27 protein-coding genes and 1 tRNA gene are annotated in these 20,684 nt (G+C 68.7%); 9 read left to right on the top strand and 19 right to left on the bottom strand.

Annotation, left to right across the window (positions count from 1 at the left end; all coding sequences use genetic code 11):
- Positions 1 to 307: type II toxin-antitoxin system RelE family toxin (locus CKO31_RS16625; RefSeq protein ID WP_242475433.1), on the top strand; the 307-nt coding region annotated here is incomplete at its 5' end.
- Positions 291 to 650, top strand: a complete 360-nt coding sequence (locus tag CKO31_RS16620) for a helix-turn-helix domain-containing protein (protein WP_200239710.1) — start codon at positions 291 to 293, stop codon at positions 648 to 650. The genes CKO31_RS16625 and CKO31_RS16620, both read left to right, overlap by 17 nt.
- A gap of 445 nt (positions 651 to 1,095) precedes the next feature.
- Here CKO31_RS16620 and CKO31_RS16615 read toward each other — a convergent pair whose 3' ends face one another.
- The 7 genes from CKO31_RS16615 to CKO31_RS16585 form a co-directional block, all read right to left on the bottom strand.
- Positions 1,096 to 1,506: a type II toxin-antitoxin system VapC family toxin gene (locus tag CKO31_RS16615; RefSeq protein WP_200239708.1), complete on the bottom strand. Its 411-nt coding sequence runs from the start codon at positions 1,504 to 1,506 to the stop codon at positions 1,096 to 1,098.
- Complete coding sequence (locus CKO31_RS16610; RefSeq protein WP_200239706.1) at positions 1,487 to 1,756, bottom strand: AbrB/MazE/SpoVT family DNA-binding domain-containing protein; 270 nt, start codon at positions 1,754 to 1,756, stop codon at positions 1,487 to 1,489. Before CKO31_RS16610 ends, CKO31_RS16615 begins: the two co-directional genes overlap by 20 nt.
- Before the next feature lie 218 nt (positions 1,757 to 1,974).
- Positions 1,975 to 2,048: transfer RNA gene (locus tag CKO31_RS16605), tRNA-Gln, on the bottom strand.
- A gap of 23 nt (positions 2,049 to 2,071) precedes the next feature.
- Entirely contained in the window at positions 2,072 to 2,446 is a 375-nt protein-coding gene (locus CKO31_RS16600; protein ID WP_200239704.1) for a four helix bundle protein, read from the bottom strand.
- Between the two features lie 28 nt (positions 2,447 to 2,474).
- Positions 2,475 to 2,864, bottom strand: coding sequence for a 30S ribosomal protein S9 (gene rpsI / locus CKO31_RS16595; RefSeq protein ID WP_200239702.1), 390 nt, complete (start codon positions 2,862 to 2,864; stop codon positions 2,475 to 2,477).
- A gap of 248 nt (positions 2,865 to 3,112) precedes the next feature.
- On the bottom strand, positions 3,113 to 3,541 hold the full coding sequence (gene rplM, locus CKO31_RS16590) for a 50S ribosomal protein L13 (protein ID WP_200239700.1): 429 nt from the start codon (positions 3,539 to 3,541) through the stop codon (positions 3,113 to 3,115).
- A 221-nt stretch (positions 3,542 to 3,762) separates the two neighbouring features.
- The gene (locus CKO31_RS16585) at positions 3,763 to 4,089 is read right to left on the bottom strand and encodes a (2Fe-2S) ferredoxin domain-containing protein (protein WP_200239699.1); all 327 of its coding nucleotides are present in this window, start codon (positions 4,087 to 4,089) and stop codon (positions 3,763 to 3,765) included.
- Positions 4,090 to 4,403: 314 nt separating this feature from the next.
- Between CKO31_RS16585 and CKO31_RS16580 the strand changes: the two genes are divergently transcribed.
- Together CKO31_RS16580 and coq7 are read left to right on the top strand one after the other, a co-directional pair.
- A complete protein-coding gene (locus tag CKO31_RS16580; RefSeq protein ID WP_242475432.1) occupies positions 4,404 to 5,618 on the top strand; it encodes a (Fe-S)-binding protein in 1,215 nt (404 codons plus the stop codon).
- Between the two features lie 118 nt (positions 5,619 to 5,736).
- Complete coding sequence (gene coq7 / locus CKO31_RS16575) at positions 5,737 to 6,381, top strand: 2-polyprenyl-3-methyl-6-methoxy-1,4-benzoquinone monooxygenase (protein ID WP_200239696.1); 645 nt, start codon at positions 5,737 to 5,739, stop codon at positions 6,379 to 6,381.
- A gap of 166 nt (positions 6,382 to 6,547) precedes the next feature.
- Here coq7 and speD read toward each other — a convergent pair whose 3' ends face one another.
- The 3 genes from speD to CKO31_RS16560 form a co-directional block, all read right to left on the bottom strand.
- A complete protein-coding gene (gene speD, locus CKO31_RS16570; RefSeq protein ID WP_200239694.1) occupies positions 6,548 to 7,381 on the bottom strand; it encodes an adenosylmethionine decarboxylase in 834 nt (277 codons plus the stop codon).
- 252 nt (positions 7,382 to 7,633) lie between these two features.
- Positions 7,634 to 7,810 (bottom strand): hypothetical protein, encoded by a 177-nt coding sequence (locus tag CKO31_RS16565; RefSeq protein ID WP_200239692.1) that lies wholly within the window; start codon positions 7,808 to 7,810, stop codon positions 7,634 to 7,636.
- Between the two features lie 156 nt (positions 7,811 to 7,966).
- Positions 7,967 to 8,383, bottom strand: coding sequence for an OsmC family protein (locus CKO31_RS16560; RefSeq protein ID WP_200239691.1), 417 nt, complete (start codon positions 8,381 to 8,383; stop codon positions 7,967 to 7,969).
- 267 nt (positions 8,384 to 8,650) lie between these two features.
- On the opposite strand from CKO31_RS16560, the gene crp reads away from it, so the two are divergent.
- Positions 8,651 to 9,301, top strand: a complete 651-nt coding sequence (gene crp, locus CKO31_RS16555) for a cAMP-activated global transcriptional regulator CRP (protein WP_242475439.1) — start codon at positions 8,651 to 8,653, stop codon at positions 9,299 to 9,301.
- Positions 9,302 to 9,467: 166 nt separating this feature from the next.
- On the opposite strand, the gene trpC is transcribed toward crp, so the two are convergent.
- The 7 genes from trpC to cfa all read right to left on the bottom strand — a co-directional run bounded on the left by trpC (position 9,468) and on the right by cfa (position 15,869).
- The gene (gene trpC / locus CKO31_RS16550; protein ID WP_200239687.1) at positions 9,468 to 10,262 is read right to left on the bottom strand and encodes an indole-3-glycerol phosphate synthase TrpC; all 795 of its coding nucleotides are present in this window, start codon (positions 10,260 to 10,262) and stop codon (positions 9,468 to 9,470) included.
- Positions 10,259 to 11,293 (bottom strand): anthranilate phosphoribosyltransferase, encoded by a 1,035-nt coding sequence (gene trpD, locus CKO31_RS16545; RefSeq protein WP_200239686.1) that lies wholly within the window; start codon positions 11,291 to 11,293, stop codon positions 10,259 to 10,261. The genes trpC and trpD overlap by 4 nt, the downstream gene beginning before the upstream one ends.
- A 101-nt stretch (positions 11,294 to 11,394) precedes the next feature.
- Positions 11,395 to 11,979 carry an anthranilate synthase component II gene (locus tag CKO31_RS16540; protein ID WP_200239684.1) on the bottom strand — a complete coding sequence of 195 codons (585 nt, stop codon included), beginning with the start codon at positions 11,977 to 11,979 and terminating at the stop codon, positions 11,395 to 11,397.
- Positions 11,980 to 12,088: 109 nt separating this feature from the next.
- Entirely contained in the window at positions 12,089 to 12,820 is a 732-nt protein-coding gene (gene hda, locus CKO31_RS16535; RefSeq protein ID WP_200239683.1) for a DnaA regulatory inactivator Hda, read from the bottom strand.
- A 52-nt stretch (positions 12,821 to 12,872) separates the two neighbouring features.
- Entirely contained in the window at positions 12,873 to 13,475 is a 603-nt protein-coding gene (gene wrbA, locus CKO31_RS16530; protein ID WP_200239681.1) for an NAD(P)H:quinone oxidoreductase, read from the bottom strand.
- A gap of 195 nt (positions 13,476 to 13,670) precedes the next feature.
- Positions 13,671 to 14,576, bottom strand: a complete 906-nt coding sequence (gene hslO / locus CKO31_RS16525; protein WP_207148039.1) for an Hsp33 family molecular chaperone HslO — start codon at positions 14,574 to 14,576, stop codon at positions 13,671 to 13,673.
- 78 nt (positions 14,577 to 14,654) lie between these two features.
- Positions 14,655 to 15,869 (bottom strand): cyclopropane fatty acyl phospholipid synthase, encoded by a 1,215-nt coding sequence (gene cfa, locus CKO31_RS16520; RefSeq protein ID WP_200239680.1) that lies wholly within the window; start codon positions 15,867 to 15,869, stop codon positions 14,655 to 14,657.
- A 296-nt stretch (positions 15,870 to 16,165) separates the two neighbouring features.
- Here cfa and CKO31_RS16515 point away from each other — a divergent pair, with 296 nt between their 5' ends.
- Complete coding sequence (locus CKO31_RS16515; RefSeq protein WP_200239678.1) at positions 16,166 to 16,663, top strand: hypothetical protein; 498 nt, start codon at positions 16,166 to 16,168, stop codon at positions 16,661 to 16,663.
- 61 nt (positions 16,664 to 16,724) lie between these two features.
- On the opposite strand, the gene CKO31_RS16510 is transcribed toward CKO31_RS16515, so the two are convergent.
- On the bottom strand, positions 16,725 to 17,561 hold the full coding sequence (locus CKO31_RS16510; RefSeq protein ID WP_200239676.1) for a metallophosphoesterase family protein: 837 nt from the start codon (positions 17,559 to 17,561) through the stop codon (positions 16,725 to 16,727).
- A 303-nt stretch (positions 17,562 to 17,864) separates the two neighbouring features.
- On the opposite strand from CKO31_RS16510, the gene CKO31_RS16505 reads away from it, so the two are divergent.
- The 3 genes from CKO31_RS16505 (at position 17,865) to CKO31_RS16495 (ending at position 19,834) form a co-directional block, all read left to right on the top strand.
- The gene (locus tag CKO31_RS16505; protein WP_200239675.1) at positions 17,865 to 18,341 is read left to right on the top strand and encodes a hypothetical protein; all 477 of its coding nucleotides are present in this window, start codon (positions 17,865 to 17,867) and stop codon (positions 18,339 to 18,341) included.
- A gap of 148 nt (positions 18,342 to 18,489) precedes the next feature.
- Positions 18,490 to 18,753 carry a DUF6489 family protein gene (locus CKO31_RS16500; RefSeq protein ID WP_200239673.1) on the top strand — a complete coding sequence of 88 codons (264 nt, stop codon included), beginning with the start codon at positions 18,490 to 18,492 and terminating at the stop codon, positions 18,751 to 18,753.
- Positions 18,754 to 18,886: 133 nt separating this feature from the next.
- Positions 18,887 to 19,834 (top strand): sulfurtransferase, encoded by a 948-nt coding sequence (locus tag CKO31_RS16495; protein WP_200239671.1) that lies wholly within the window; start codon positions 18,887 to 18,889, stop codon positions 19,832 to 19,834.
- Positions 19,835 to 19,981: 147 nt separating this feature from the next.
- On the opposite strand, the gene CKO31_RS16490 is transcribed toward CKO31_RS16495, so the two are convergent.
- Positions 19,982 to 20,623: a BMC domain-containing protein gene (locus tag CKO31_RS16490; protein ID WP_200239669.1), complete on the bottom strand. Its 642-nt coding sequence runs from the start codon at positions 20,621 to 20,623 to the stop codon at positions 19,982 to 19,984.
- Positions 20,624 to 20,684: the final 61 nt, after the last annotated feature.

Raw genomic sequence — 20,684 nt, 5'->3', positions numbered from 1 at the left:
CCCTCGCCCCTCGCCCCTTTCACTTGTTATATCGTGTTATATTTTCGGCATGATGCAGGTGGAATGGCAGCCGAGGGCGCTCAAGCAGCTCAAGAAGCTGGGCGACCGCGGGTTGCAGTCGCGCATCTTGAGAGCCACCGCTGGGCTTTCGGCCTTCCCTGACGTGGCCGGCGTCAGGCAGCTCACCGAGCATCGGTTCGGCTATCGCCTGCGCGTCGGCGACTATCGGGTCTTCTTCGACGTGCGGCACTCGGTGCGCATCGTGAGTATCGAAGCAGTCAAGAAACGTGATGAACGAACCTACTGACTATCAGCCTACCGACTACCAGACCGTAGTCCGCGACGGGCAGCCGGTTTATGTGCTGGTCCCCATCGAAGACTGGGAGCGGGTGCGCCCGCTGCTGGAGCGCGAGCGACGTGGTCTCGGCATACCGCAAGCGGTGGTCGAGGCGCATGTGCTGCACGACGTGCCCTTGCTGCGCGCCTGGCGGGAACATCTTGGGATGACACAGCAGCAGGTCGCGGAGGCGGCGGGGATGCAGCAGTCGGCGCTGGCGCGCCTGGAATCCGGCGCCAACCAGCCACGCAAGGCGACCCTCCAGCGGCTTGCGGAGGCGATGGGGCTGACGGTTGAGCAGGTCGTTGAATGATTTGGATCGAGGGGCGAGGGGCGAGGAGGCCGAACGCCTGCGAGCTGCTGGGACTCAGTGACTCCTGCATGGGAGGGCGGATAAGCGAAGCGCATCCGCCACCCCCGGCTCCTGATGCATGCGCTTGCTTGCCCGCCCCCAGGTGCTCACTGCGTCAGTTGCCGTTGAGCCCTTCCCGAGGAGACCGAGAGCCTCTCGATCCTTTGCCCTCAGCCCTCAGCCCTCAGCCCTTGCCGTCCACTCGGTTCGCGCCCGATGGGAAGCCCTCGATGTCGGGGCTTCGGTCCTTCAACGCTGAGCCTGTCGCTGTGGCCACAAAATGCTCAGGGAGCGCCTTGTATGTGTAACTCGACCATCTGCGCCGGTGAGCCAGCCTTGCGGTTCTTCCCCTCGATCAGGTCCAGGTGCAACGCGCTGGACCATCACCAATGCTCCGGCCGCGCTGTCATGTTCCATCCAGAACCGCCGCGACCGTGAAGATCTCGATGGGGCAGACGCCGCGGCCGCGTTTGCGGAAGCGTTGGTCGAAGGTGACGAGCTTGCCTGCCCCGACACTGCTGGTCAGATGCAGTGCATCGGCGAAATCCAGACCCTGCTCATAACACCGCAGCGCCATCTCCACGGCGTTGCGGTCCTCGCAACGCAGCCGGGGCAGCCCGAGCAGGCCGCGCAGAGCCGCTGCGATGCGCCCAGTGTCCAGCGCGTAAAGGCTGCGCAGCACCCACTCGGTCTCCAGCAACACGGTCTTTGCGACAAAGATTTCGTTCGCGTTGAACAGGGCCTTGGCCTCGGCGGCCTGCTCCGGATCATCCCAGGTTAAGAGCCGCACCAGGACGTTAGTATCGACCGCGATCATGGCGCCGGCGTAGCTCCGCTCGAATGGCGGCGTCCATCTCATCGACTGTTCGCGCCGGACTTGTAACATCGTGAAGGCAGCCGGCCACGGTCTCCAGACTGCTCGGCTCCGAGTGCGTGCGAGGGCGCAACAGCACGCCGTTGGGCCCATCCTCGATCAGCAGCTCGGTACCGGGCACCCAGCCGTGGGCATCCCGGATCGTCTTCGGCAGCACGACTTGGCCCTTGGACGACAATCGTGTGATCTCCATTGGCTACCTCGGTAAGATCTTAGTAAGACGTGAGCCTAGCGCGCTCAGTCCACAGTGTCGAGCGCTGATGCGCAACCGATTCGGCAGAAACATATCCGCGCTGGGGTGGCTGAGCGGGAAGATTGCCAAAGCGTTGGTGCTCGGACCAAGCTCGCGCTTGCACGAAAAACGCCCGCCCGGACTGGGTCCGGGCGGGCGTTTGTTCTCGCGACATCAAATGGCTGGGGGACTAGGATTCGAACCTAGGTTAACGGAGTCAGAGTCCGCTGTCCTGCCGCTAGACGATCCCCCAAGAGGCGGGTTACGAGTTGCGAGTTACGAGTATCGAGGAATGCCGTCTTCGTCACGAACTTCAAAGTGTTTGATCAAACCGCTCAGCATTTTCGCAATCTCCGCGCTTTCCGTGCGCAGGGGCTGAGCTTGGTCCTTGGGGATCAGCCCGGCTTCTATACCAATCAGAAGCTGGGTCCAGAATTCACCGCAGGAGCCTTTCGAGATCCTCAGGAAGCGCACACGCTCTCGATTGCTTTCCCGCTCGTAACCCTCGGCGATGTTCGACGGAATCGACAATGCTGAGCGGGTCAACTGATCTCTAAACCCAAAGTCTCGGCAGTCCCTGCTAAGGTGGTATGTGCTTACCGCAAGCCGGCACCCTCGCTGCCAGACCTCCAGGTTGCGCAGCGCCTCCACCTCGACACTCGACCCTCGATACTCGCTACTATCGCTTCGAGTACTGCGGGCGCTTGCGCGCCTTGTGCAGGCCGATCTTTTTGCGCTCCACCTCGCGGGCGTCGCGGGTGAGGAAGCCGGCGCGGCGCATGGGCATGCGCAGGTTTTCGTCGTAGTCCACTAGGGCGCGGGCGATGCCGTGGCGGATGGCGCCGGCCTGGCCGGAGGCGCCGCCGCCGCTGACCGTGGCGCGCACGTCGATGCGGTCGCCGAGCTCGGCGGCCTCGAGCGCTTGCCTGACGACCATACGGGCGGTCTCACGTCCGAAGAAATGGTCGAGGTCGCGGTTGTTCACCGTGATTCGGCCGCTGCCAAGGCTCAGGAAGACCCGCGCGGCAGCGTTCTTGCGGCGCCCGGTGGCGTAATGGTACTCCGGCATAGCTCAGTTGTCCGTGGTGGAGGTCGATCCGCTGGTTGACGGATGGCTGTTTGGCGGATGGCTGGGATGACGTGCCCGCAGACCCTCGAGGCGCTCGGGAGCGGCCCGCTGGGAAGTGGCTTGTATCATGCCCGCAACGTTGTTCATGCTCAGCGCGTGCTCATACTGCTCGCTCGCTATTGGGGCCCGCTCGTGGGGCCCTCTCGTGGGGCCAGCTCGTGGGGCCATTTGGGCATCGGGCGCGCAGCCTAGAGCTCGAGGGGTTGGGGCTGCTGCGCCTGGTGGCGATGCTCCGGGCCCGCGTAGACCTTGAGCTTCTTGAACATGGCGCGGCCGAGCGGGTTGTGCGGCAGCATGCCTTTCACGGCGGCTTCGAGCACCCGCTCCGGGTGATCGTCCAGCATTTGCTGCAGCGAGCGCGAGCGCAGATGGCCAATCCAGCCGGTGTGGTGATAGTACATCTTGTCTTGGCGCTTGTTGCCCGTGACGCGGATCTTCTCGGCGTTGACCACCACGAGGTAGTCGCCCGTATCCACGTGTGGGGTGTATTGCGGCTTGTGCTTGCCGCGCAGGCGGCTGGCGATCTCGCTCGCCAGGCGCCCGAGCGTTTTGCCCTCGGCGTCGACGAGATACCAGGCCCGCCGCACCTCTGCCGGCTTTGCGCTTTCTGTGCTCATATCCATCACTCCGCCCGTCGCTGCGAAAGGCAAGGTCCGGGCGCGCGGGGATGCGTGCGGGCCCGAGAAAGCCGTGCATTATAGGAGTCTGGATGGACTCAGCGCAACACCCTGATGCGGGCTCCATTCAGGCTCGCCACGCCGGCGGGTGCCACGGGGGCTGGGCCGAGCCGGCGCCGGGGCCCTGGTGAGCCCGGCATTGCTGGCCGGGCCCTGCGACTTCAGCCTGCCAGGCGCAGGCGCGCCACAGGCTCACCGCCCAGGAGGTGGGCTTGCAGGATCTCCTCCAGGTCTTCGGTGTCGACATAGGTGTACCAGATACCCTCGGGGTAGACCACGGCCACCGGCCCCTCGCTGCAGCGGTCCAGACAGCCGGCGTTGTTGACGCGAATGCCGCCGGGGCCGGTGAGTCCGAGCTCCTTGGTGCGCTTTTTGAGGTAGTCGCGGGAGGCCTGGGCGCCGCATTGCTCGCAGCACTGGCTGCCGTCGGCACGCAGGTTGGTGCAGAAGAAGACGTGATACTTGTAATAGGGCGTCGGTGTGGTCATGGTCTGGCGCTCCCTCGGCGCGAGTCATTAAGATGGGGGGCAGGCAGTCCGGCCAGTCGGGCCGGGGCCCGACCGGCGCAGCTGCGAGAGGTGGCGCCAGTCGGGCGTCGGGCCAAGCTGGAGGGCCGAGTCCTCGCGCGGCGCGCGCCTGGTCCCTAGCGGGCCGGGGCATTGCAAGCGTATGCGATCGTCGCGCCGGCCCTTGTCCGCGGACTCACGCCTTGAGCGTACGGCCTTGTTCACGCCTGGCAGCGCATCTGTCGGCGCCCGTGCAGTCCCCCACACCCATCCCGTGCCATTCTGCGCAGAACACCTTGAACGACCGCGAATTGCTGCGTCTCGCGGACCAGTGCGTCAAGTGCGGTCTGTGCCTGCCGCATTGTCCCACGTTCCGACTGCAGCACAACGAGGCGGACTCGCCACGCGGGCGCGTCGCGCTCATCCAGGGGCTCATCACCGGCCAGCTCAGTGACAATGCCCGTCTCGGCACACACTTGGACGGGTGTCTCGAATGCCGGGCCTGCGAAGTGGCTTGTCCATCGCTGGTGCAGTTCGGTGCGCTCATGGATGCGGCGCGAGCGGCGCGCGTGGCCAAGCTCCCGTGGTGGCGACGTTGGTGGCGGCGGCTGCGCCTGGATCTGCTGAGCGGGACCCGCCTGCTGGCGCTGCTGGGGTTGCTCGCGGGTGCCTACCGGCGCTTTGGCCTAGCGGCGCTCGTGCATCGGGCGGGTCTCCTGCGATGGCCGCGGCTGCGGGTGCTGCATGGGCTTGCGCTGCGCCTGCGCCGTCCCGTGCCGCCGCGGGCGCTGCGAATGGCGACGGCGGCGGCAGACGCAGACCCCGACGCCGGCCCACCGCCGGTGGCGCTCTTTCGCGGCTGCGTGGCCCGCGCGCTGGAGCCGGATGTCGCCCAGTCCGCGCTCCGGGTGCTCCACCGGCTCGGCATACAGGTGCAGGTGCCGGACGGCCAGGGCTGCTGCGGTGCGATGCATCGCCACAACGGCTTTCCGGAGCGCGCCGATGGACTCTTGGCGCGCAACCGGGCAGCCTTTGGTGATGCGGCGGTCATCGGTGGTGCCAGCGCCTGTGTCGCCGAGCTGCGCCCGGCGCTCGCGGCCTCGGAGCTGTGTCGGGCTGTTCTGGAGCGCCCCTGGCCGGCAGGGCTCGAGCTGGCATCGCTCCACGGGACCGTCGCCGTGCACGAGCCCTGCTCGCACCGCAACCAGCTGCGCGATACGGCTGCCGTCTATGAGCTGCTGCGGCGCATTCCCGGGCTGCGGGTGGTGGCCTTGCCCGGCAACGAGTCCTGCTGCGGCGCCGCCGGCACTTATCTGCTCGATCAGCCGCAAACGGCCCTGGCCCTGGCGGCGGACAAGGTGGCTGCGCTGAGCCGGCTCGCCCCGCGCTGGCTCGTGACCACCAACACCGGCTGCGCCGCGCACCTGGCGGCGGCGGCCCGCGACGCCGGATTGGAGCTGGAAGTGCTGCATCCCGTGGTGTTGCTGGCGCGCTCGCTCGGGTGCGAGTGAGGAGCTGTTGCGCAAGCCGGCGATTCTTTTATGCTGCCGCCCTGGGACCCTTGCCTTCGGCAGGGCCGCCAGCACGTCGGCGGCATCTTCGATCACCAAGCCTCTAACGATGACCCACATGAGCACCAGAGACTACACCCACGTTGACCAAGCCCTGATGGGCCTCGATCAGGCCATCCGCACGGTGTTCGGCCGACCGCGCGTGACCGAGCGCGCCAATCCGGCGGAACAGCACGCCGATGTGGACCTGGGCGAGGACGAGCGACGCCACATCGGCGGGCTGATGCGCGTCAACCACACGGGCGAGGTATGCGCCCAGGCGCTGTACCAGGGGCAGTCGCTGACGGCCAGGCTCGCCGAGGTGCGCGATAGTCTGGAGCGCTCCGCCCTGGAGGAGAACGACCACCTGGCTTGGTGCGAGCAGCGCCTCGACGAGCTCGGCGCAGGCAAGAGTGTGCTGAACCCGCTGTGGTACGCCGGCTCTTTTGCCATGGGCGCCGCCGCCGGCCTCGCCGGCGACAAGTGGAGCCTTGGCTTTGTGGTGGAGACCGAGCGGCAGGTGGAGGATCACCTGGACGACCACCTCAGCCAGGTGCCGGGGGACGATCAGCGCACCCGCGCCATCCTGGAGCAGATGAAAGCGGACGAGATCCACCACGCCGACGTTGCCCACGCAGCCGGCGGCGCCGAGCTGCCGGGTCCGGTGAGGTTTGCCATGAAGACGGTGTCGAAGGTGATGACCCGCGGCGCTTACTGGGTCTGAGCTTGGGGGCGAGTTTCGAGTTTCGAGTGACGAGTTTCGAGTGACGAGGAGCGAGCAGGAGCCAGCCCTCGCCCCTCGAAACTAGTCACTCGCTACTCGCTACTCGCTACTCGCCACTCGCTACTCGCCCCTCGCCCCTTTATCCAGCTTCGTCCTTGAAGCTTTTTCAGGGTCGGGCTTCGTTCCAGCCCTCGATATCGCGCTTTAGATTGCGCCCGTAGAAGATCTCCATCATCTCGCGCCGCACCAGGCGCTGGATGCGCTTGTACTCCTTGTCCGACAGATCCTTGACGTCGATGCAGAATAGATAGTCGTCGAGCTGGAAGCGGTTGACGACCATCTTGGTGTGGAACATGTTCTCCTGGTAGACGTTCACGTCCATCATCTGATAGCGGCTCTTGGTGCTGCGCGTCAGATAGTTCTGGATGGAGCTCATGTTGTGGTCGATGAAGTGCTTGCGCCCGCGCACGTCGCGGGTGAAGCCGCGCACCCGGTAGTCCATGATCACGATGTCCGACTCCAGGGCGTGGATCAGATAATTCAGCGCCTTCAAGGGTGAAATCAGCCCGCAGGTGGACACATCGATGTCCGCCCGGAAGGTACTGATGCCGTTGTGCGGATGGCTCTCCGGGTAGGTGTGGACGGTGATGTGGCTCTTGTCCAGGTGGCCGACCACGGCCTCCGGCAGCGGGCCCGGCGTTGCCGAGTTGGTGAGCCCTTCTTCCGGCGTGTGCTCCTCGGCGATGAGCATGGTCACGGAGGCACCCTGGGGCTCGTAGTCCTGACGGGCAATATTCAGAATGTTGGCGCCGATGATGTTGGCGACATCGGTGAGGATGCCGGTGAGGCGCTCGGCGTTGTAGGCCTCGTCGATATAGGCGATGTAGGCGGCCCGCTGCTCGTCGGAGTCCGTATAGCAGATGTCGTAGATATTGAAGCTGAGCGACTTCGTGAGGTTGTTGAAGCCGTGCAGCTGGAGCTTTCTTGAGGTCTTGGGCATGGTGCTGTGCTGCTCCCGGCCGCTGGGTTTCCGTGTGGGCAGGCGGCCCTGCCGATCTCTGGGCGCGCGCGACGGAACGCCGACGGCGGCAGGTCGTGCGCTGGCCGCGCGCCGCTGCGAGCCGGCTGCCCGACGCGGGCACGCGGGGCGCCGGCACCCGCGAAGGCGCGCAAGCTACGCCCGCCCTGGGGTGCATTGCAAGGGACTTCGCGGGAGTGCTTGGGATCGGCCGATGAGTATCCGCGGCGCGCCTCAGGCCGGTGCCTGGTCCGCTGCGCAAAGCGCGGCCGCCAGGGTGCGGACATGCGCTTGGCCGCGGGCGGCGGCCAGCGCATCGCCCGGGTTGCGCAGCAAAGCGGCGAGGACGGAATCGAGGCGCCGGGCCGGGTCCAGAGCGCCGTGGTCGAGCTTCCGCAGGGCGACGATCAAGCTCTCCGGCAGGCTGCCCAAGGCGGCCTGATCGTCATCCGATTGGGTGCGGGCAGACCGCCGTAGTCGCCGATGCCGGTGGTGAGTGCCGGCTGCGGGTGGACGCGGAGCCAGCCGGAGAAAAACTTGCGCGCGAGGCCGTCGAACGCCGCCGTTTCAGGCATCGCGGATCTCGAAGTCGTGGGTCACTTTGGCGGCGGCCCCGAGCATGATGGACGCCGAGCAATACTTCTCTGCGCTGAGGTCGATGGCGCGCTCCACCTGCTTGGGCTTCAGGTCGCGGCCGGTGACGATGAAATGCACATGGATCCGGGTGAAGACCTTCGGGTCCGTCGCCGCGCGCTCGGCGGTGATCTCGACGACGCAATCGGTCACCTCGGCGCGTCCGCGGCGCAGGATCAGGAGCACATCAAACTCGGTGCAGCCGCCGAGCCCGAGCAGCAGCATCTCCATGGGCCGCACGCCCAGGTTGCGGCCGCCTGCCTCCGGCGGGCCGTCCATGACCACGGCGTGGCCGCTGCCGGACTCGCCGACCATGGCCGTACCCTCCACCCATTTGACCCGCGCTTTCATGGCCGGGCGCCAAGATGGGGGGAACACTGGGGAGAATACTGGGGGGGAATTTGTATGACGGTATCGGGCGTTCTCATCGCTGCGGTATCGGCGTTTTTCGCGTATCTTGTCAATGCTTGCATGTCGGCATCCGTGGTAACCGGCGGCCCGGTGCCGTGCGGACGGTGTCCAGGGCCACCTTGGACAGTGTCCACAGGCTATCACGGCAGCCGCGTCGCCACGGGCGGTGCGGCAGCCCCCAGAACGCAACCGAGCGACCCCCGCATGATGCAGAGAATCGTGCCCCAAACCGATCCGGACTGGCTGGAGCCTTTCCTGAGCCAGTGTCACACCAAGCAATACGACAAGCGCGTGGACTTCATCCATGCCGGCGAGCCCGCCGAGACGCTGTACTATCTGGTGGACGGCTCGGTGGCCGCGCTCATCGAGGACGAGGATCATCGCGAGCTCACCCTGGCGCACATCAATGCCGGTGAGTTCATCGGCGAGATGGGCCTTTTCTTGCCGCAGCAGACCCGCAGCGTCATCGTGCGCACCCGCACCAAGTGCCGCGTGGCGGAGATCAGCTACCGCCGATTGGAGCAGGCGCTCGAGCGCGAGCTGCGCGACCACGCGCTGGCCATCCTCCATGCCATCGGGCGCCAGCTCTCGACGCGCCTGCAGCGCACCAGCCGCAAGGTGGGCGATCTCGCCTTCGTCGACGTCACCGGCCGCATCGCCGGGACCCTGTTGGAGCTGTGCAAGCAGCCGGACGCCATGACGCATCCGGACGGCATGCAGATCCGCATTACCCGTCAGGATCTCGGGCGTATGGTGGGCTGCTCGCGCGAGATGGCCGGGCGGGTGCTAAAGGCGCTGGAGGAGCAGGAGCAAATCAGCGTCAGTGGCAAGACCATCGTGGTCTATGGAACCCGGTGAGTTTCGAGTGACGAGTTTCGAGTGACGAGTGGCGAGTGACGAGGGACGAGCAGCGATAGATGATGTTCGCCGTCATCGTCCTGCCGCCCCCTCGCTACTCGCCCCTCGACACTCGATACTCGCCCCTCGATACTCGCCCCCCGATACTCGCCCCTAGATACTCGCCCTAAAACATCTCCGCCAGCTTCGCGCCCGGGTCCTCGGCGCGCATGAAGGATTCACCGACCAGAAAGGCGTGTACGCCGTGGGCTCGCATCAGGGCCACATCGTCGCGGGTGTGGATACCGCTCTCGGTGACCAGCAGGCGGTCCGCGGGCACCTGCGCCAACAGATCCAGTGTGATGCCGAGGCTCACGTCGAAGGTGCGCAGGTTGCGGTTGTTGATGCCGATGAGGCGGGCGGGCACCGCCAGCGCCCGCGTCAGCTCGTCGCCGTCGTGGACCTCCAGCAGCACGTCCATGCCGAGCTCGCGGGCGATGCCCGTGAAATCGCTCAGCGCGGCATCCTCCAGGCAGGCGGCGATGAGCAGGATGCAGTCGGCCCCCATGGCCCTGGCCTCGTGGATCTGATAGGGGTCGATGACGAAGTCCTTGCGGATCACGGGCAGTGCGCAGGCGCCGCGGGCGTCCATTAGGTGCTGCGGGTCGCCTTGGAAGAAGTCCCGGTCCGTTAGCACCGACAGACAGGCGGCCCCGCCGCGTGCATAGGACACGGCGATGTCCGCCGGGCGGAAATCGGCCCGCAGCAGGCCGCGGCTCGGGCTCGCGCGCTTGATCTCGGCGATGACGCCCGCCGCGCCGTCGCGAATGTGCGCGGCGAGGGCGTCGGCGAAGCCGCGGGTGGGGCCGGCCGCGCCGACGGCATCGGCAAGGTCGGCAAGCGGGCGCTGGCGCTTGCAGGCGGCGACTTCCTCCGCCTTGTGCGCGACGATGCGCTTCAAGATATCCGGGGTGTCGCTCATGGCGCCGGCGCCCCGAAGCCTTGGGTGAGTGCCGCAAGGCGCTCGAGTCGCTCCATGGCCGCCCCCTGCTCGATGGCTGAGCGCGCGGCTTCCACGCCGTCTTCCAGGCTGTCGGCGACGCCGGCGGCATAGACGGCGGCGCCGGCGTTCAGCAGCACGATGTCGTGTGCGGGGCCGGGCTCGCCGGAGAGCGCCGCGCGCACCAGCCGCAGGCTCGCGGCCGGGCCGTCCACGCGCACCGCATCCAGGGGCGCCGCCTCCAGGCCAAAGTCCGCGGGCTCGATGCGGTAGCGCCGAATCGCGCCGTCCTTGAGCTCGGCGATGTCCGTCGGGGCGGCGATGCTGATCTCATCGAGGCCGTCGGCGGCGTGCACCACCAGCACCTGCTCGGCGCCGAGGTTGGCCAGCACCGCCGCCAGCGGCTCCAGCAGCGGCTCGGCGAAGACGCCGAGCACCTGCCGGCGCACTCCGGCCGGGTTGGTGAGCGGCCCGAGCACATTGAACAGCGTGCGCACGCCGAGCTCCCGGCGCGGCCCGATGGCGTGCTTCATGGCGCCGTGGTGGGCGGGGGCGAACATGAAGCCCACGCCCAGCTCCCGCACGCATTGGGCCACCTGTGCCGGGGTCAGGCTCAGGTTGACGCCGGCGGCCTCCAGCAGGTCCGCACTGCCGGACTTGGACGACACCGAGCGGTTGCCGTGCTTGGCCACGTGGCAGCCGGCGGCGGCGGCGACGAACATGCTCGCCGTGGAGATGTTGAAAGTGCCTGCGGAGTCACCGCCGGTGCCGACGATGTCGAGGGCATGGGGCAGGTCGCCGATGTCGACGCCGGTGGCGAGCTCGCGCATCACCGCGGCCGCGGCGGCGATCTCGTCCACCGTCTCGCCCTTGAGCCGCAGCGCCACCAGGAAGGCCGCGATCTGGGCCGGGGTCGTGCCGCCGGTCATGATGGCGCGCATACAGCCGGTCATCTCGTCGCCGGTGAGGTCGTGCCCGTCGATGACGCGGGCGAGGGCTTGTTTGATGTCCATGGGGATGCGGCTTGCTTGCGTTGTTCACTCGATCACGGCCCCCCTCAGCCCTCAGCCCTTTCGCGTCAGGGCTGAGGGCTGAGGGCTGAGGGCGGGTCCGATCAGGCTCGGTCGTTCAAGAAGTTCTTGAGAATATCGTGGCCGTGACGGGTGAGGATGGACTCGGGGTGGAACTGCACCCCCTGCACCGGCAGCTCGCGGTGGCGTACGCCCATGATCTCGTCGCGGCTGCCGTCGTCGCGGCAGGTCCAGGCCGTCACTTCCAGATCCGCCGGCAGGTGTTGGGCGTCGATGATGAGCGAATGATAGCGGGTGGCCTCGAAGGGTGTCTCCAGCCCGGCGAATACGCCCTCGCCCTGGTGCTGGATGGGCGAGGTCTTGCCGTGCATGACCGCTCGCGCCTTGATCACCTCGCCGCCGAAGGCTCGGCCGATGGACTGGTGGCCCAGGCAGACGCCGAGCACGGGCACGCGGCCGGCGGCGGCGCGGACCAGCGCCACGGAGATGCCGGCCTCGTCCGGCGTGCAGGGGCCGGGGGAGATGACGATGCGCTCCGGGGCCAGCGCCAGCGCCTCCTCGACGCTCGCCTCGTCGTTGCGCAGCACGCGGACCTCGGCGCCCAGCTCGCCAAGGTATTGCACCAGGTTGTAGGTGAAGGAGTCGTAGTTGTCGATCATCAGCACCATGGGTGCGGTCCTGTGCGTTGGGCGGTGTTCGGGCTGGCGGCGGACGGCGACGGCAGGGCGCCATTGTCGCGCAGCCGCGCGGCGGCGCAAGGCCTGCCGCCGGTTCCCCTCAGGGGCCGCCGGCGGGTGTCGCGGCGTCCAGGCGGCATTGCAGCAGCTGGCCCACCAAGCGCGGCGTCGGCGCCCGGCGCAGGCGCAGGGAGGCGGCATCCACCGCCGCCACCAGCGCCAGCAGCGAGGCCGTGTCCCGCGGGCTGTAGGTGAGGATGTAGCGCAGGGTCTCCTCGCTCAGCGTCAGGCCGCGGGCGGTGGCCTCGCGCTCCAGCAGCCGGGCGCGGCCCGCGTCGTCCAAGGGCTGCACGGCATAGGTGGCGCAGGCGGCGAGCCGGGAGGCGAGGTCCGGGAGCGTCAGACCCAGGGCCGGCGCCGGCGCGCGCGCCGCCAGCAGCAGCCGCCCGCCGTGCTGGCCGAGGGCGTTGTAGAGGTTGAACAGCCCGAGCTCCCAGTCCCGCTGCCCGACGACGGCCTGCACGGCGTCCAGCACCACGGCGTCGCAGTCCTCCAGGCCCTCGAGCACCGAGGGCGCGAGCCCCTCGAGGTCCAGCGGCACGAAGCGCGCCTTGGCGCCCGCGGCGGTGGCACCTTCGCAGGCCGCATGCAACAAGTGGCTCTTACCGGTGCCCGCCTCACCGTGGAGCAGGACATGGCCGGCCGCCGGGTCCGCCGCCCAGTGGCGCAGCGCCGTGACCACGGCGGTGTTGCCGTCGGCGACGAAGCGCTCGAAGCCGCCGGCCTCCGGCAGCCGCAGCGCCAGGCACAGCTGCTCCGGCGCGGTGCTCATGGCCGCCTGCGCGCGCGCCGCTCGACAAGGAGCCGAGCCGAGCTGCGGTGCATCAGTCCGCCAGCGCCGCGGCGGTGGCGGCGAGCCGCCGTCCCAGGGCCTGGCAGAGGCGCTTCTCGGCGTCGGTGACGGGGTTGTCGTTGTCGATGCCCGCCACGTGGGACGGGCCGTACGGTGTGCCGCCGGCGTCGGTGTGCAGCAGGTCCGTCTCGCTGTAGGGCAGGCCGAGGAGCAGCATGCCGTGGTGCAGCAGCGGCAGCATCATGGACGTGAGGGTCGTCTCCTGGCCGCCGTGCAGGCTAGACGTGGAGGTGAACACGCCGGCGGGCTTGCCGACCAGCTCACCGGCGAGCCATAGCGGCGAGGTGCCGTCCAGGAAGTACTTCACCGCCGCGGCCATGTTGCCAAAGCGTGTTGGGCTGCCCAGCGCCAGCGCTGCGCAGTCGCGCAGGTCGTCCAGCTCGGCGTAGGGGGCGCCGGCGTCCGGGATACTGTCCTCGACGGCCTCGCAGACGGTGGAGACCGCCGGCACCGTGCGCAGGCGGGCTTCCATGCCGGCCTCCTCGACGCCGCGCGCGACTTGGTGGGCCATCTCGGCGGTGGCGCCGAATCGGCTGTAATAGAGGACGAGGACAAAGGGCTTGGCTGCTGACATGCGCTCTTCCGGGTTGGTTGCTGCCGGGGATGGGGCAGAAGGCTGCCGCCGGCGCACAGGATACCGCCGCCCTGTGCCGGCTGCTCGATGCGATTGCGGCGTGCGCGTCCGCGCAGGCGGCGGCCCGTATCGCAGCGGACCGGCTGGGCTGGGCCGGATTGGCCTGGGCTGGGCGCGGACGACGGCCGCGGCGAATCAGTGCTTGGAGTCGCCCACGCCCGTGGGGACGACGCTGTCGCTGAAGAGCTCGCGGGCGTCCACGGCGTCGAAGCGGTAGTCGCGGTTGCAGAACTCGCAGGTGACAGCGATATCCCCCTGCTCCGCCACAATGGCGTCCACCTCGGCCCGGCCCAGCGCCCGCAGGGTCTCTTCGATGCGCCCGCGCGAGCAGCCGCAGCGGAAGGCAACCGGCTCGGGCTCGAACAGGCGCACGTCTTCTTGGTGGAACAGCCGGCGCAGCAGGCTCTGCACCGGCAGGGTCAGCAGCTCGCGCGCCTCCACCGTGCCTGCCAGGGTGACGGTGCGCTCCCAGCCGTCGGCGTCCTCGACGGTGCCCGGCATGCGCTGGAGCATGAGGCCCACCGCCCGGCTGCCGTCCACGGCGAGCCACAAGCGCGTGGGCAGCTGCTCGGAGTGGCCGAAATAGGCATCGATGGCGGCGCCGAGCCCCGGGCCTTCCAGCGGCACGATCCCCTGGTAGTGCTCACCCCGAGTCGGCTGCAAGGTCAGCGCCAGGTGGCCGGTGCCGAAGCGCTCTTCAAGCGTGCCCGCGGGTACGTCGCCGTCCCAGTGGGCAAGGCCGCGTACCTTGCCATTGTGGCTGCCCTGGACGACCAGGGTGCGGATCGGGCCGCTGCCCTGGGCCTGGAGGGTCAGGGAGCCTTCGAATTTGAGGGTGGCGGTGAGCAGCAGCACCGACGCCAGTGCTTCGCCGAGCAGACTCTGCACCGGCGCTGGATACGAGTGGCGCGAGAGCACGGCCTGGTAGGCGGCGTCCAGGCATACCAGCTGGCCGCGCACCCCGAGCTGCTCGAACAGGAAGCGGTGCAGGGTGTCGGGCTGCGGCACGCCCGTGGCCGGGTCGCTGCGGGCGGCGCTCATGCCGGCGCCCCCGCGCGGCCCCGAAGTGCCGAGCCAGCGCTGCCGGACTCGGCCCTGCCGGATTCAGCGCTCCCGGATTCAGCGCACTGAGCGATAGGCGCCCGCGCGGCTGCGCTTGGCCAGGACGATTTGCCAAAGCTGTCCCTGGCGCGAGCGAAAGAAGCCCGCCGAGACGTGCAGGTAGTATTTCCACATGCGGTAGAAGGCATGATCGTAGTGGGCGCGCAGCTCCGGCCAGGCCGCATCGAAGCGCTGCCACCAGGCCATCAGTGTGGGGTCGTAATCGGGGCCGAAATTGTGCCAGTCCTCGACCAAAAAGCGACCCTCCAGCGCCCGGGTGATCTCCAGCGCCGAAGGGATCTTGCCGTTCGGGAAGATGTAGGCGTCGGTCCAGGCATCGGTGACTGGGGAGGTCGTGCTGTTGCCGATGGTATGCAACAGGAAGAGTCCGTCGTCGCTGAGCAGGCGGCGGGCGACATCGAAGTAGGCGGGATAATTGCGCACGCCTACATGCTCGAACATACCGATGGAGACGATGCGCTCGAAGCGCCCGCCCACGGTCTTGGGTAGGTCGCGATAGTCCAGGAGCCGGATGTCGACGGGCAGGTCCCGGCAGCGCTCGGCGGCCAGCTCGGCCTGGTCGCGGGAGACCGTCACCCCGACCACCTGGACGCCGAAGTGCTCGGCGGCATGGGCGGCGAGCCCGCCCCAGCCGCAGCCGATGTCCAGCAGCCGCTGCCCCGGAGTGAGCGCCAGCTTGCGGCAGATGAGGTCCAGCTTGGCGAGCTGTGCCTCCTCCAGGGTAGCGGCATCGCGCCAGTAGCCGCAGCTGTAGCTCATGGTGGGGTCCAGCATCGCCCGATAGACATCGTTGCCGATGTCATAGTGGCGCTCGCCGACGGTGAAGGCGCGCGAGCGCGATTGGCGGTTGATGACCCGGTCCTTGACCCACTGGAAGGCGAAATGCAGCTTGGCCGCGTTGTTGAGCGCGCCGTCGAGGTCGTGGCGCAAGAGCCGGGCGAAGGTCTCGTCTAGCTGCTCGCTGTCCCAGGCGCCTTCCATGTAAGCCTCGCCGAGGCCGAGCGAGCCGTCGCGCAGCGTGCGCTGATAGACGCTCGGGTCGTGGATTTGCATATCCCAGGGGCGATTGCCGTTGATGCGCACGTCGGTGGGCTCCAACAGGCTTTGGATCACGGGCGGCGGCGCCGTCGACGACCTTGCTCGTCGCTCGGCGGCATGCAGCGACCGTGTTGAAGAAGACGCCTGCGAATGGTGACTCTGTGCCGTTGCCATGGGCTAGAGACTCCCGCCGGGTCGAGCCCGACCAGCCACTGGTTCTTGGTGTCGGGCGCTGACGCGGGACACGCAGCCGCCGCGCCCATTAGCCTATTTTGCATCGGGTTGGATGACAATGCATCGGCTGCGCCGGTGCAACAGCGCGCGGTCCGGAGCAGGGCCCGCTCGTCGGCGTTGCGGGTGATGTCGGGGCGGGCGCTGTGCCTGCGTGGCCTGTGATGACAGTATCATTGGCGACGAAGCGGCAGCCGCCGGGCGCTTGCCGCGCGCCATGCCCGGGAGGGACAGAGCAGATGCAAATCGACACAGTGGCGAAGCGCCGCAGCCTGGCTGCGGCGGCGGGGCTGCCGCGATGCCGGCGCGCGCCTGCGCCGGCGGCCTGGCTCCGGCGCTGGCCGGCTGGGGCGCTGGCGTTGGGGCTCGTGCTCGCGCTCGCACTCGCCGGATGCACGTCACAGCCCGTGATCTACGGCGGCGGCCCAGTGGCCCAGGCGGATATCGAGGAGTGCCGACGCCTGGCCCGGGAGGCCGGTGCCGGCGGTGCCGACGGCGGGCGCATCGCTCGGGATACGGCCTTAGGGGCCGCTGCCGGCGGTGCGGCCACCGGCATCTACGGTGCCGTGCGCGGTGCCGACGACGTCGGCAATCGCACCGCCGCCGGTGCCGCCGCGGGCGCAGCGGTGGGGCTCCTGCGGGGCGCCAGCCGCAGCAGCGAGCCGAGCAGCACCTTCAAGCGTTATGTGAATCGCTGCCTGCGCGAGCGCGGCTACGACGTGGTGGGCTGGAACTGACGCCGCCGCGGTCTCGGCGGCGCCCGGGCGGGGGTGGGCGCAGCCGCCGAGGCGGTCGTGCTCAGGTGATGGTGCGCAGATAGCGCTCCACGGAGCTCTCCAGGGTGATCTCGCCGCGCAGCACGGCATCCTGGTAGCGCTCGCGCCAGCCGGCGATCAGCAGCTCGGCGCGCTCCCATTCCAGGTAGACGATCCGCGCCAAGGGACCGCCCTGGTCCAGAAAGCCCGAGGTCTCGAAGTCCCGTGCGGCCCGCTCCCGGTCGTAGGGGAAGCGCACCAGCTCGGTGTGCCAGCGCCCGCCGCGCCAGGTGAAGCGCCCGTAGCTGCCGCGGACATCGCCGTCGAAGGGGGAGCCGACGGAGCCCACGTTGACCACGTCCATGCCCTGGGTCCGGCGCTGGTGGGCGCGGTGGGTGTGCCCGGACACGAACAGCGCCACGCCTTGCGGCAGCTTGCCCGCCAGGGATTCATCGGAGCGCCCCGGGGTGATGCCGTCGCGGTTGCCGGCCATGGTGCCATGGGTGACGTGCAGCCAGGCGTCGGCGTCCGGCGGATGCAGGCAGAGGTGATCGGGCCAGCCATGCAGGCGCTCTGCCTGGTCTGCCACCTGTTGCCAGGCCAAGTCCGTGAAGCGGCGAATGTCGCGCTCGCCCTCGGAGGCCGGTGCCTCCTCACCGCAGCGCAGGACCCAGACCTCGTGGTTGCCATAGACGGGCAGCCAGCCTTGCTCGCGGCGCATGGCGTCGAACAGGGCCAGGCAGCCGCCGCTGTCCGGGCCGCGGTTCACGAGATCGCCTGCCATCACCACCATGTCGGGATGCCAGGCCTCGATGTGCTCGATGACGGCTTCCAGTGCCGGAAGCACCGCCTGGACGTCGGAGAACACCGCGACCTTCATGTGGACTACTCCATGGATGTGCAATTGGACATGCCCGACACCGGGCTCAGCTCGAGTCGCTGGGGGTGGCTGTGGGCGGGGTCTGGGCGGTCTGTGCGGACCGCCGGCGGGCGGCCATCGCCGCCATGGTGCGCACTTTACGCGAAAGCGGAGCGTACTGGGGCGGTCTGCGCTTGACGACAGCGGCGGCGTTCGCGGTTTAAGCTAGCATTCCGAGTGCCGAGTGCCGAGTGCCGAGTGCCGAGTGCCGAGTGCCGAGTGCCGAGTGCCGACCATTGAGCTTCCAGACCACCGCAGCACCCCATGACCAACGACGATCCAGCCGCCTATTCAGAGACCGCGGACCCCGACTGGGACATGCCGCTCAGCCTGCGCATCACGCCCGCACTGCTGGTGCACGCCCTGATGGAGAACGCCTCCGGCGTGCACACCGGTTGGGAAAGCTGCGTCGATGAGTCCACCCTGCTCTCGGAGCTGGTGGTGATGGACGATACCGGCGGCGCCGCCGTGCGCTTGGTGGAGCAGGAATTCGCCGACGAGGCGGAGCCGGAGGCGGTCTGGCACGACTGGGCGGTGGAGGTGCGCATCGGTCGCGTCATCACCACGGGGCATTTCTCCGTGCGCACCAATGCGCCGCCGCTGGACTGGAACTGGCATCTGCGCGAGGCCGAGCGCACCTTCGAGCGCGCCTGCGTGCTGCTCGGCCGCCGCGTCCGCCGGGGGCTCGCCGTGGAGGAGCCCCTACCGCAGGAGCTGCCGCCGCGCGCGAGCCGTCACTGAGCCGGTGGGCTCGGGCGATGTCGGCCCGGGCGATGCCGGAGGCCGCCGGCAGCCGCGTTTGCTGCGCGCCGCCCGGCGTCGGAGTGCGCATGGCTGCCGGCACCGCGCAAGTCCATTCCCCCCAACACACACAGCTGCGAGCCACCGCATGAAGATCCACGTCGACCTGGACATCACCCCCGAAGAAATGCGCAAGCTCATGGGCCTGCCGGACGTGGAGGCCTTCCAGCAACAGCTGCTGGATGACATCCGCGCGCGCATGCAGGCGGGCGCCGAGGGCTATGACCCGCTCAAGCTCTTCCAACCGTACATGGCGAGCAGCCTTGCCGGCATGGACATGATGCAGAAGCTCTTCGCCGCCGGCCTGAGCGGGAGCACCGGCGGCACCGGCAAGGGCGGCGACGCCGAATGAGCGCCGCCACCCCGGCGGCGGCGCCCGCGTGGCGCCGGCGCGGCACCATGTCGGTGTCGCTTGAATCGCCGTGGCTGCGGCCACCATCTCGCGGCGTCTTCCACGCGTTGGCCTATCCGGCCGGGAGCCCACCATGCTCAAACACTGGCTCAGAAACTGGCTCAGACACTGGCTGCTCGCAGCGGCGCTGACCCTCGCCCTGCCCATCGCCGCCGCCGAGACAGCGCCGGCACTCGTCGACGCCGCCTGGCTCAAGGCCCACGCCGACGACATTGTCGTCGTCGACCTGCAGGAGCCGAAGGCCTTCCAGCGCTTCCACATTCCGGGCGCCGTGAGCCTGCCCTATGATCGCTGGCGCACCAGTGCGCCCAAGGGCAACAAAAACCCGGCGCTGCTCGAGTCCATGCTGCCGGACGTGGCGGCGCTGGCGGCCATGCTCGGCGAGTCCGGCGTCGGCAACGACGACCACGTGGTCATTGTCGCCACCGGCCGCGGCGCCGGCGATCTGGCCGCTGCGGCACGCGTCTTCTGGACCTTCAACGTGCTGGGCCACGATGCAGTGAGCGTGCTCGACGGCGGGCTCGTGGCCTATGCCGATGCCGGCGGCCGCCTCGTGAAGGGGCCGGAGCGCCGAGCGGCGAGCACCTTCGAGCCGGCGCTGCGCCCGGAGCTGATCCCGGACGCCGCCGCGGTGGAGGCAGCCCGCGCCGCCGACGCCCAGCTGGTGGACGCCCGCAGCGAGGGTGAGTTCGTCGGCATCTACACCGGCGACAGCGACGAGCGCCCGGGCACCATCCCCGGCGCCAGGCACCTGCCCTACGATTGGGTGGCCGCCGACGGCGGGGCCAAGCTGCGCAGCGCCGGTGCCCTGGCGCAGCTGTTCGAGGCCCGCGGCATCGACCCGAGCCAAGCACAGGTGCATTTTTGCCACAGCGGCAACCGCGCCGCCCTGACCTGGTTTGCGGCCTATGCCGTGCTCGGCAACGAAGAGGCCAAGCTCTACGACGGCTCCATGATGGAGTGGGCCCAAAGCGATGACAGGCCGGTGGCCGCCGAGATCGAGCTCTGCGAGGCGTGCTGAGCGGCGTGGCGTGTCGATCTGTCGGCGATGGCTGGGAGACTGAGGCAGTATCGCCGGCGTCCCTGACAATCTGATGATGCGACCTGATGATGCGACGGCCGTCGCCGGCTCGCGGCCTGGCCGCTGGCTGCTTGTCCGGTGCTGCGGTCAGTGCTGGTGGGAGATCACCGGCCGCTCCTGACCGGAGAGGACTTCGACGGCCTTGACCGCAGCGGCGCCGGCCTCGTCGACATCGGCTTCGGTGCCGGACAGCGTCAGGCGGCCGAAGGCGCCCACCGCCCGCACGTCGATGATGGTGATGTTGGCCGCCTTCTCCGCCTGATTCGCGGCGTAGACGATGTAGCCCGCAGGCTCGGTCTCCAGGATGAACATGCTCTGTCCGGGCAGGATCATGGAGCCGCGGCGGTTCTGGCGGTTGATGAGCACCGTGTGGTCCGGCGTCATGGCGCGGATGATCTCCTTCCAGGCCACCCGGCACTTCTGCCGGTCGTCCTGCTCGGCGCCGAGGTTCTCCAGCAGAATCCGGCCGGCCTCCAGCACGTCGCTCTGATCGCGCTGGTGGATCACCATGGAGCCGAAGGCGCGCTCCACCACCTGTTGCGCCAGGTGCACGCGGGTGGCCTTCAGCGCCGTATCCGTCAGGCGGTGGATGGCCATACCCGGAGAGACTTCCACCCACAAGCAGGCATCGCCCGGGATGGGCAGAAAGCCCTGGGAAACCGTGGCCATGTACTCGGCCAGCTGAGGTTGCAGGGAGTCGATGTAGATGTACGTCCGTAGCTTGATCATGCCTGTCGCGCGGCGATTCCCGGAGCGGGTCGGGGCTTGGCTGCAAGGTTGCCCCGGCGGT

It is taken from the genome of Thiohalocapsa halophila, from assembly GCF_016583825.1.
Taxonomy (GTDB): Bacteria; Pseudomonadota; Gammaproteobacteria; order Chromatiales; family Chromatiaceae; genus Thiohalocapsa; species Thiohalocapsa halophila.
Note: the sequence above shows the minus strand (reverse complement) of the source record. Positions and strands in the feature narration are given on the sequence as shown.

What these genes read in the sequence shown, in the direction of transcription:
- CKO31_RS16620 (WP_200239710.1), top strand. Translation starts at nt 291, where the DNA reads ATGAACGAACCTACTGACTATCAGCCTACCGACTACCAGACCGTAGTC.
- CKO31_RS16615 (WP_200239708.1), bottom strand. Translation starts at nt 1,506, where the DNA reads ATGATCGCGGTCGATACTAACGTCCTGGTGCGGCTCTTAACCTGGGAT.
- CKO31_RS16610 (WP_200239706.1), bottom strand. Translation starts at nt 1,756, where the DNA reads ATGGAGATCACACGATTGTCGTCCAAGGGCCAAGTCGTGCTGCCGAAG.
- rpsI (WP_200239702.1), bottom strand. Translation starts at nt 2,864, where the DNA reads ATGCCGGAGTACCATTACGCCACCGGGCGCCGCAAGAACGCTGCCGCG.
- rplM (WP_200239700.1), bottom strand. Translation starts at nt 3,541, where the DNA reads ATGAGCACAGAAAGCGCAAAGCCGGCAGAGGTGCGGCGGGCCTGGTAT.
- CKO31_RS16585 (WP_200239699.1), bottom strand. Translation starts at nt 4,089, where the DNA reads ATGACCACACCGACGCCCTATTACAAGTATCACGTCTTCTTCTGCACC.
- coq7 (WP_200239696.1), top strand. Translation starts at nt 5,737, where the DNA reads ATGAGCACCAGAGACTACACCCACGTTGACCAAGCCCTGATGGGCCTC.
- speD (WP_200239694.1), bottom strand. Translation starts at nt 7,381, where the DNA reads ATGCCCAAGACCTCAAGAAAGCTCCAGCTGCACGGCTTCAACAACCTC.
- CKO31_RS16560 (WP_200239691.1), bottom strand. Translation starts at nt 8,383, where the DNA reads ATGAAAGCGCGGGTCAAATGGGTGGAGGGTACGGCCATGGTCGGCGAG.
- crp (WP_242475439.1), top strand. Translation starts at nt 8,651, where the DNA reads ATGCAGAGAATCGTGCCCCAAACCGATCCGGACTGGCTGGAGCCTTTC.
- trpC (WP_200239687.1), bottom strand. Translation starts at nt 10,262, where the DNA reads ATGAGCGACACCCCGGATATCTTGAAGCGCATCGTCGCGCACAAGGCG.
- trpD (WP_200239686.1), bottom strand. Translation starts at nt 11,293, where the DNA reads ATGGACATCAAACAAGCCCTCGCCCGCGTCATCGACGGGCACGACCTC.
- CKO31_RS16540 (WP_200239684.1), bottom strand. Translation starts at nt 11,979, where the DNA reads ATGGTGCTGATGATCGACAACTACGACTCCTTCACCTACAACCTGGTG.
- hda (WP_200239683.1), bottom strand. Translation starts at nt 12,820, where the DNA reads ATGAGCACCGCGCCGGAGCAGCTGTGCCTGGCGCTGCGGCTGCCGGAG.
- wrbA (WP_200239681.1), bottom strand. Translation starts at nt 13,475, where the DNA reads ATGTCAGCAGCCAAGCCCTTTGTCCTCGTCCTCTATTACAGCCGATTC.
- hslO (WP_207148039.1), bottom strand. Translation starts at nt 14,576, where the DNA reads ATGAGCGCCGCCCGCAGCGACCCGGCCACGGGCGTGCCGCAGCCCGAC.
- cfa (WP_200239680.1), bottom strand. Translation starts at nt 15,869, where the DNA reads ATGGCAACGGCACAGAGTCACCATTCGCAGGCGTCTTCTTCAACACGG.
- CKO31_RS16515 (WP_200239678.1), top strand. Translation starts at nt 16,166, where the DNA reads ATGCAAATCGACACAGTGGCGAAGCGCCGCAGCCTGGCTGCGGCGGCG.
- CKO31_RS16510 (WP_200239676.1), bottom strand. Translation starts at nt 17,561, where the DNA reads ATGAAGGTCGCGGTGTTCTCCGACGTCCAGGCGGTGCTTCCGGCACTG.
- CKO31_RS16505 (WP_200239675.1), top strand. Translation starts at nt 17,865, where the DNA reads ATGACCAACGACGATCCAGCCGCCTATTCAGAGACCGCGGACCCCGAC.
- CKO31_RS16500 (WP_200239673.1), top strand. Translation starts at nt 18,490, where the DNA reads ATGAAGATCCACGTCGACCTGGACATCACCCCCGAAGAAATGCGCAAG.
- CKO31_RS16495 (WP_200239671.1), top strand. Translation starts at nt 18,887, where the DNA reads ATGCTCAAACACTGGCTCAGAAACTGGCTCAGACACTGGCTGCTCGCA.
- CKO31_RS16490 (WP_200239669.1), bottom strand. Translation starts at nt 20,623, where the DNA reads ATGATCAAGCTACGGACGTACATCTACATCGACTCCCTGCAACCTCAG.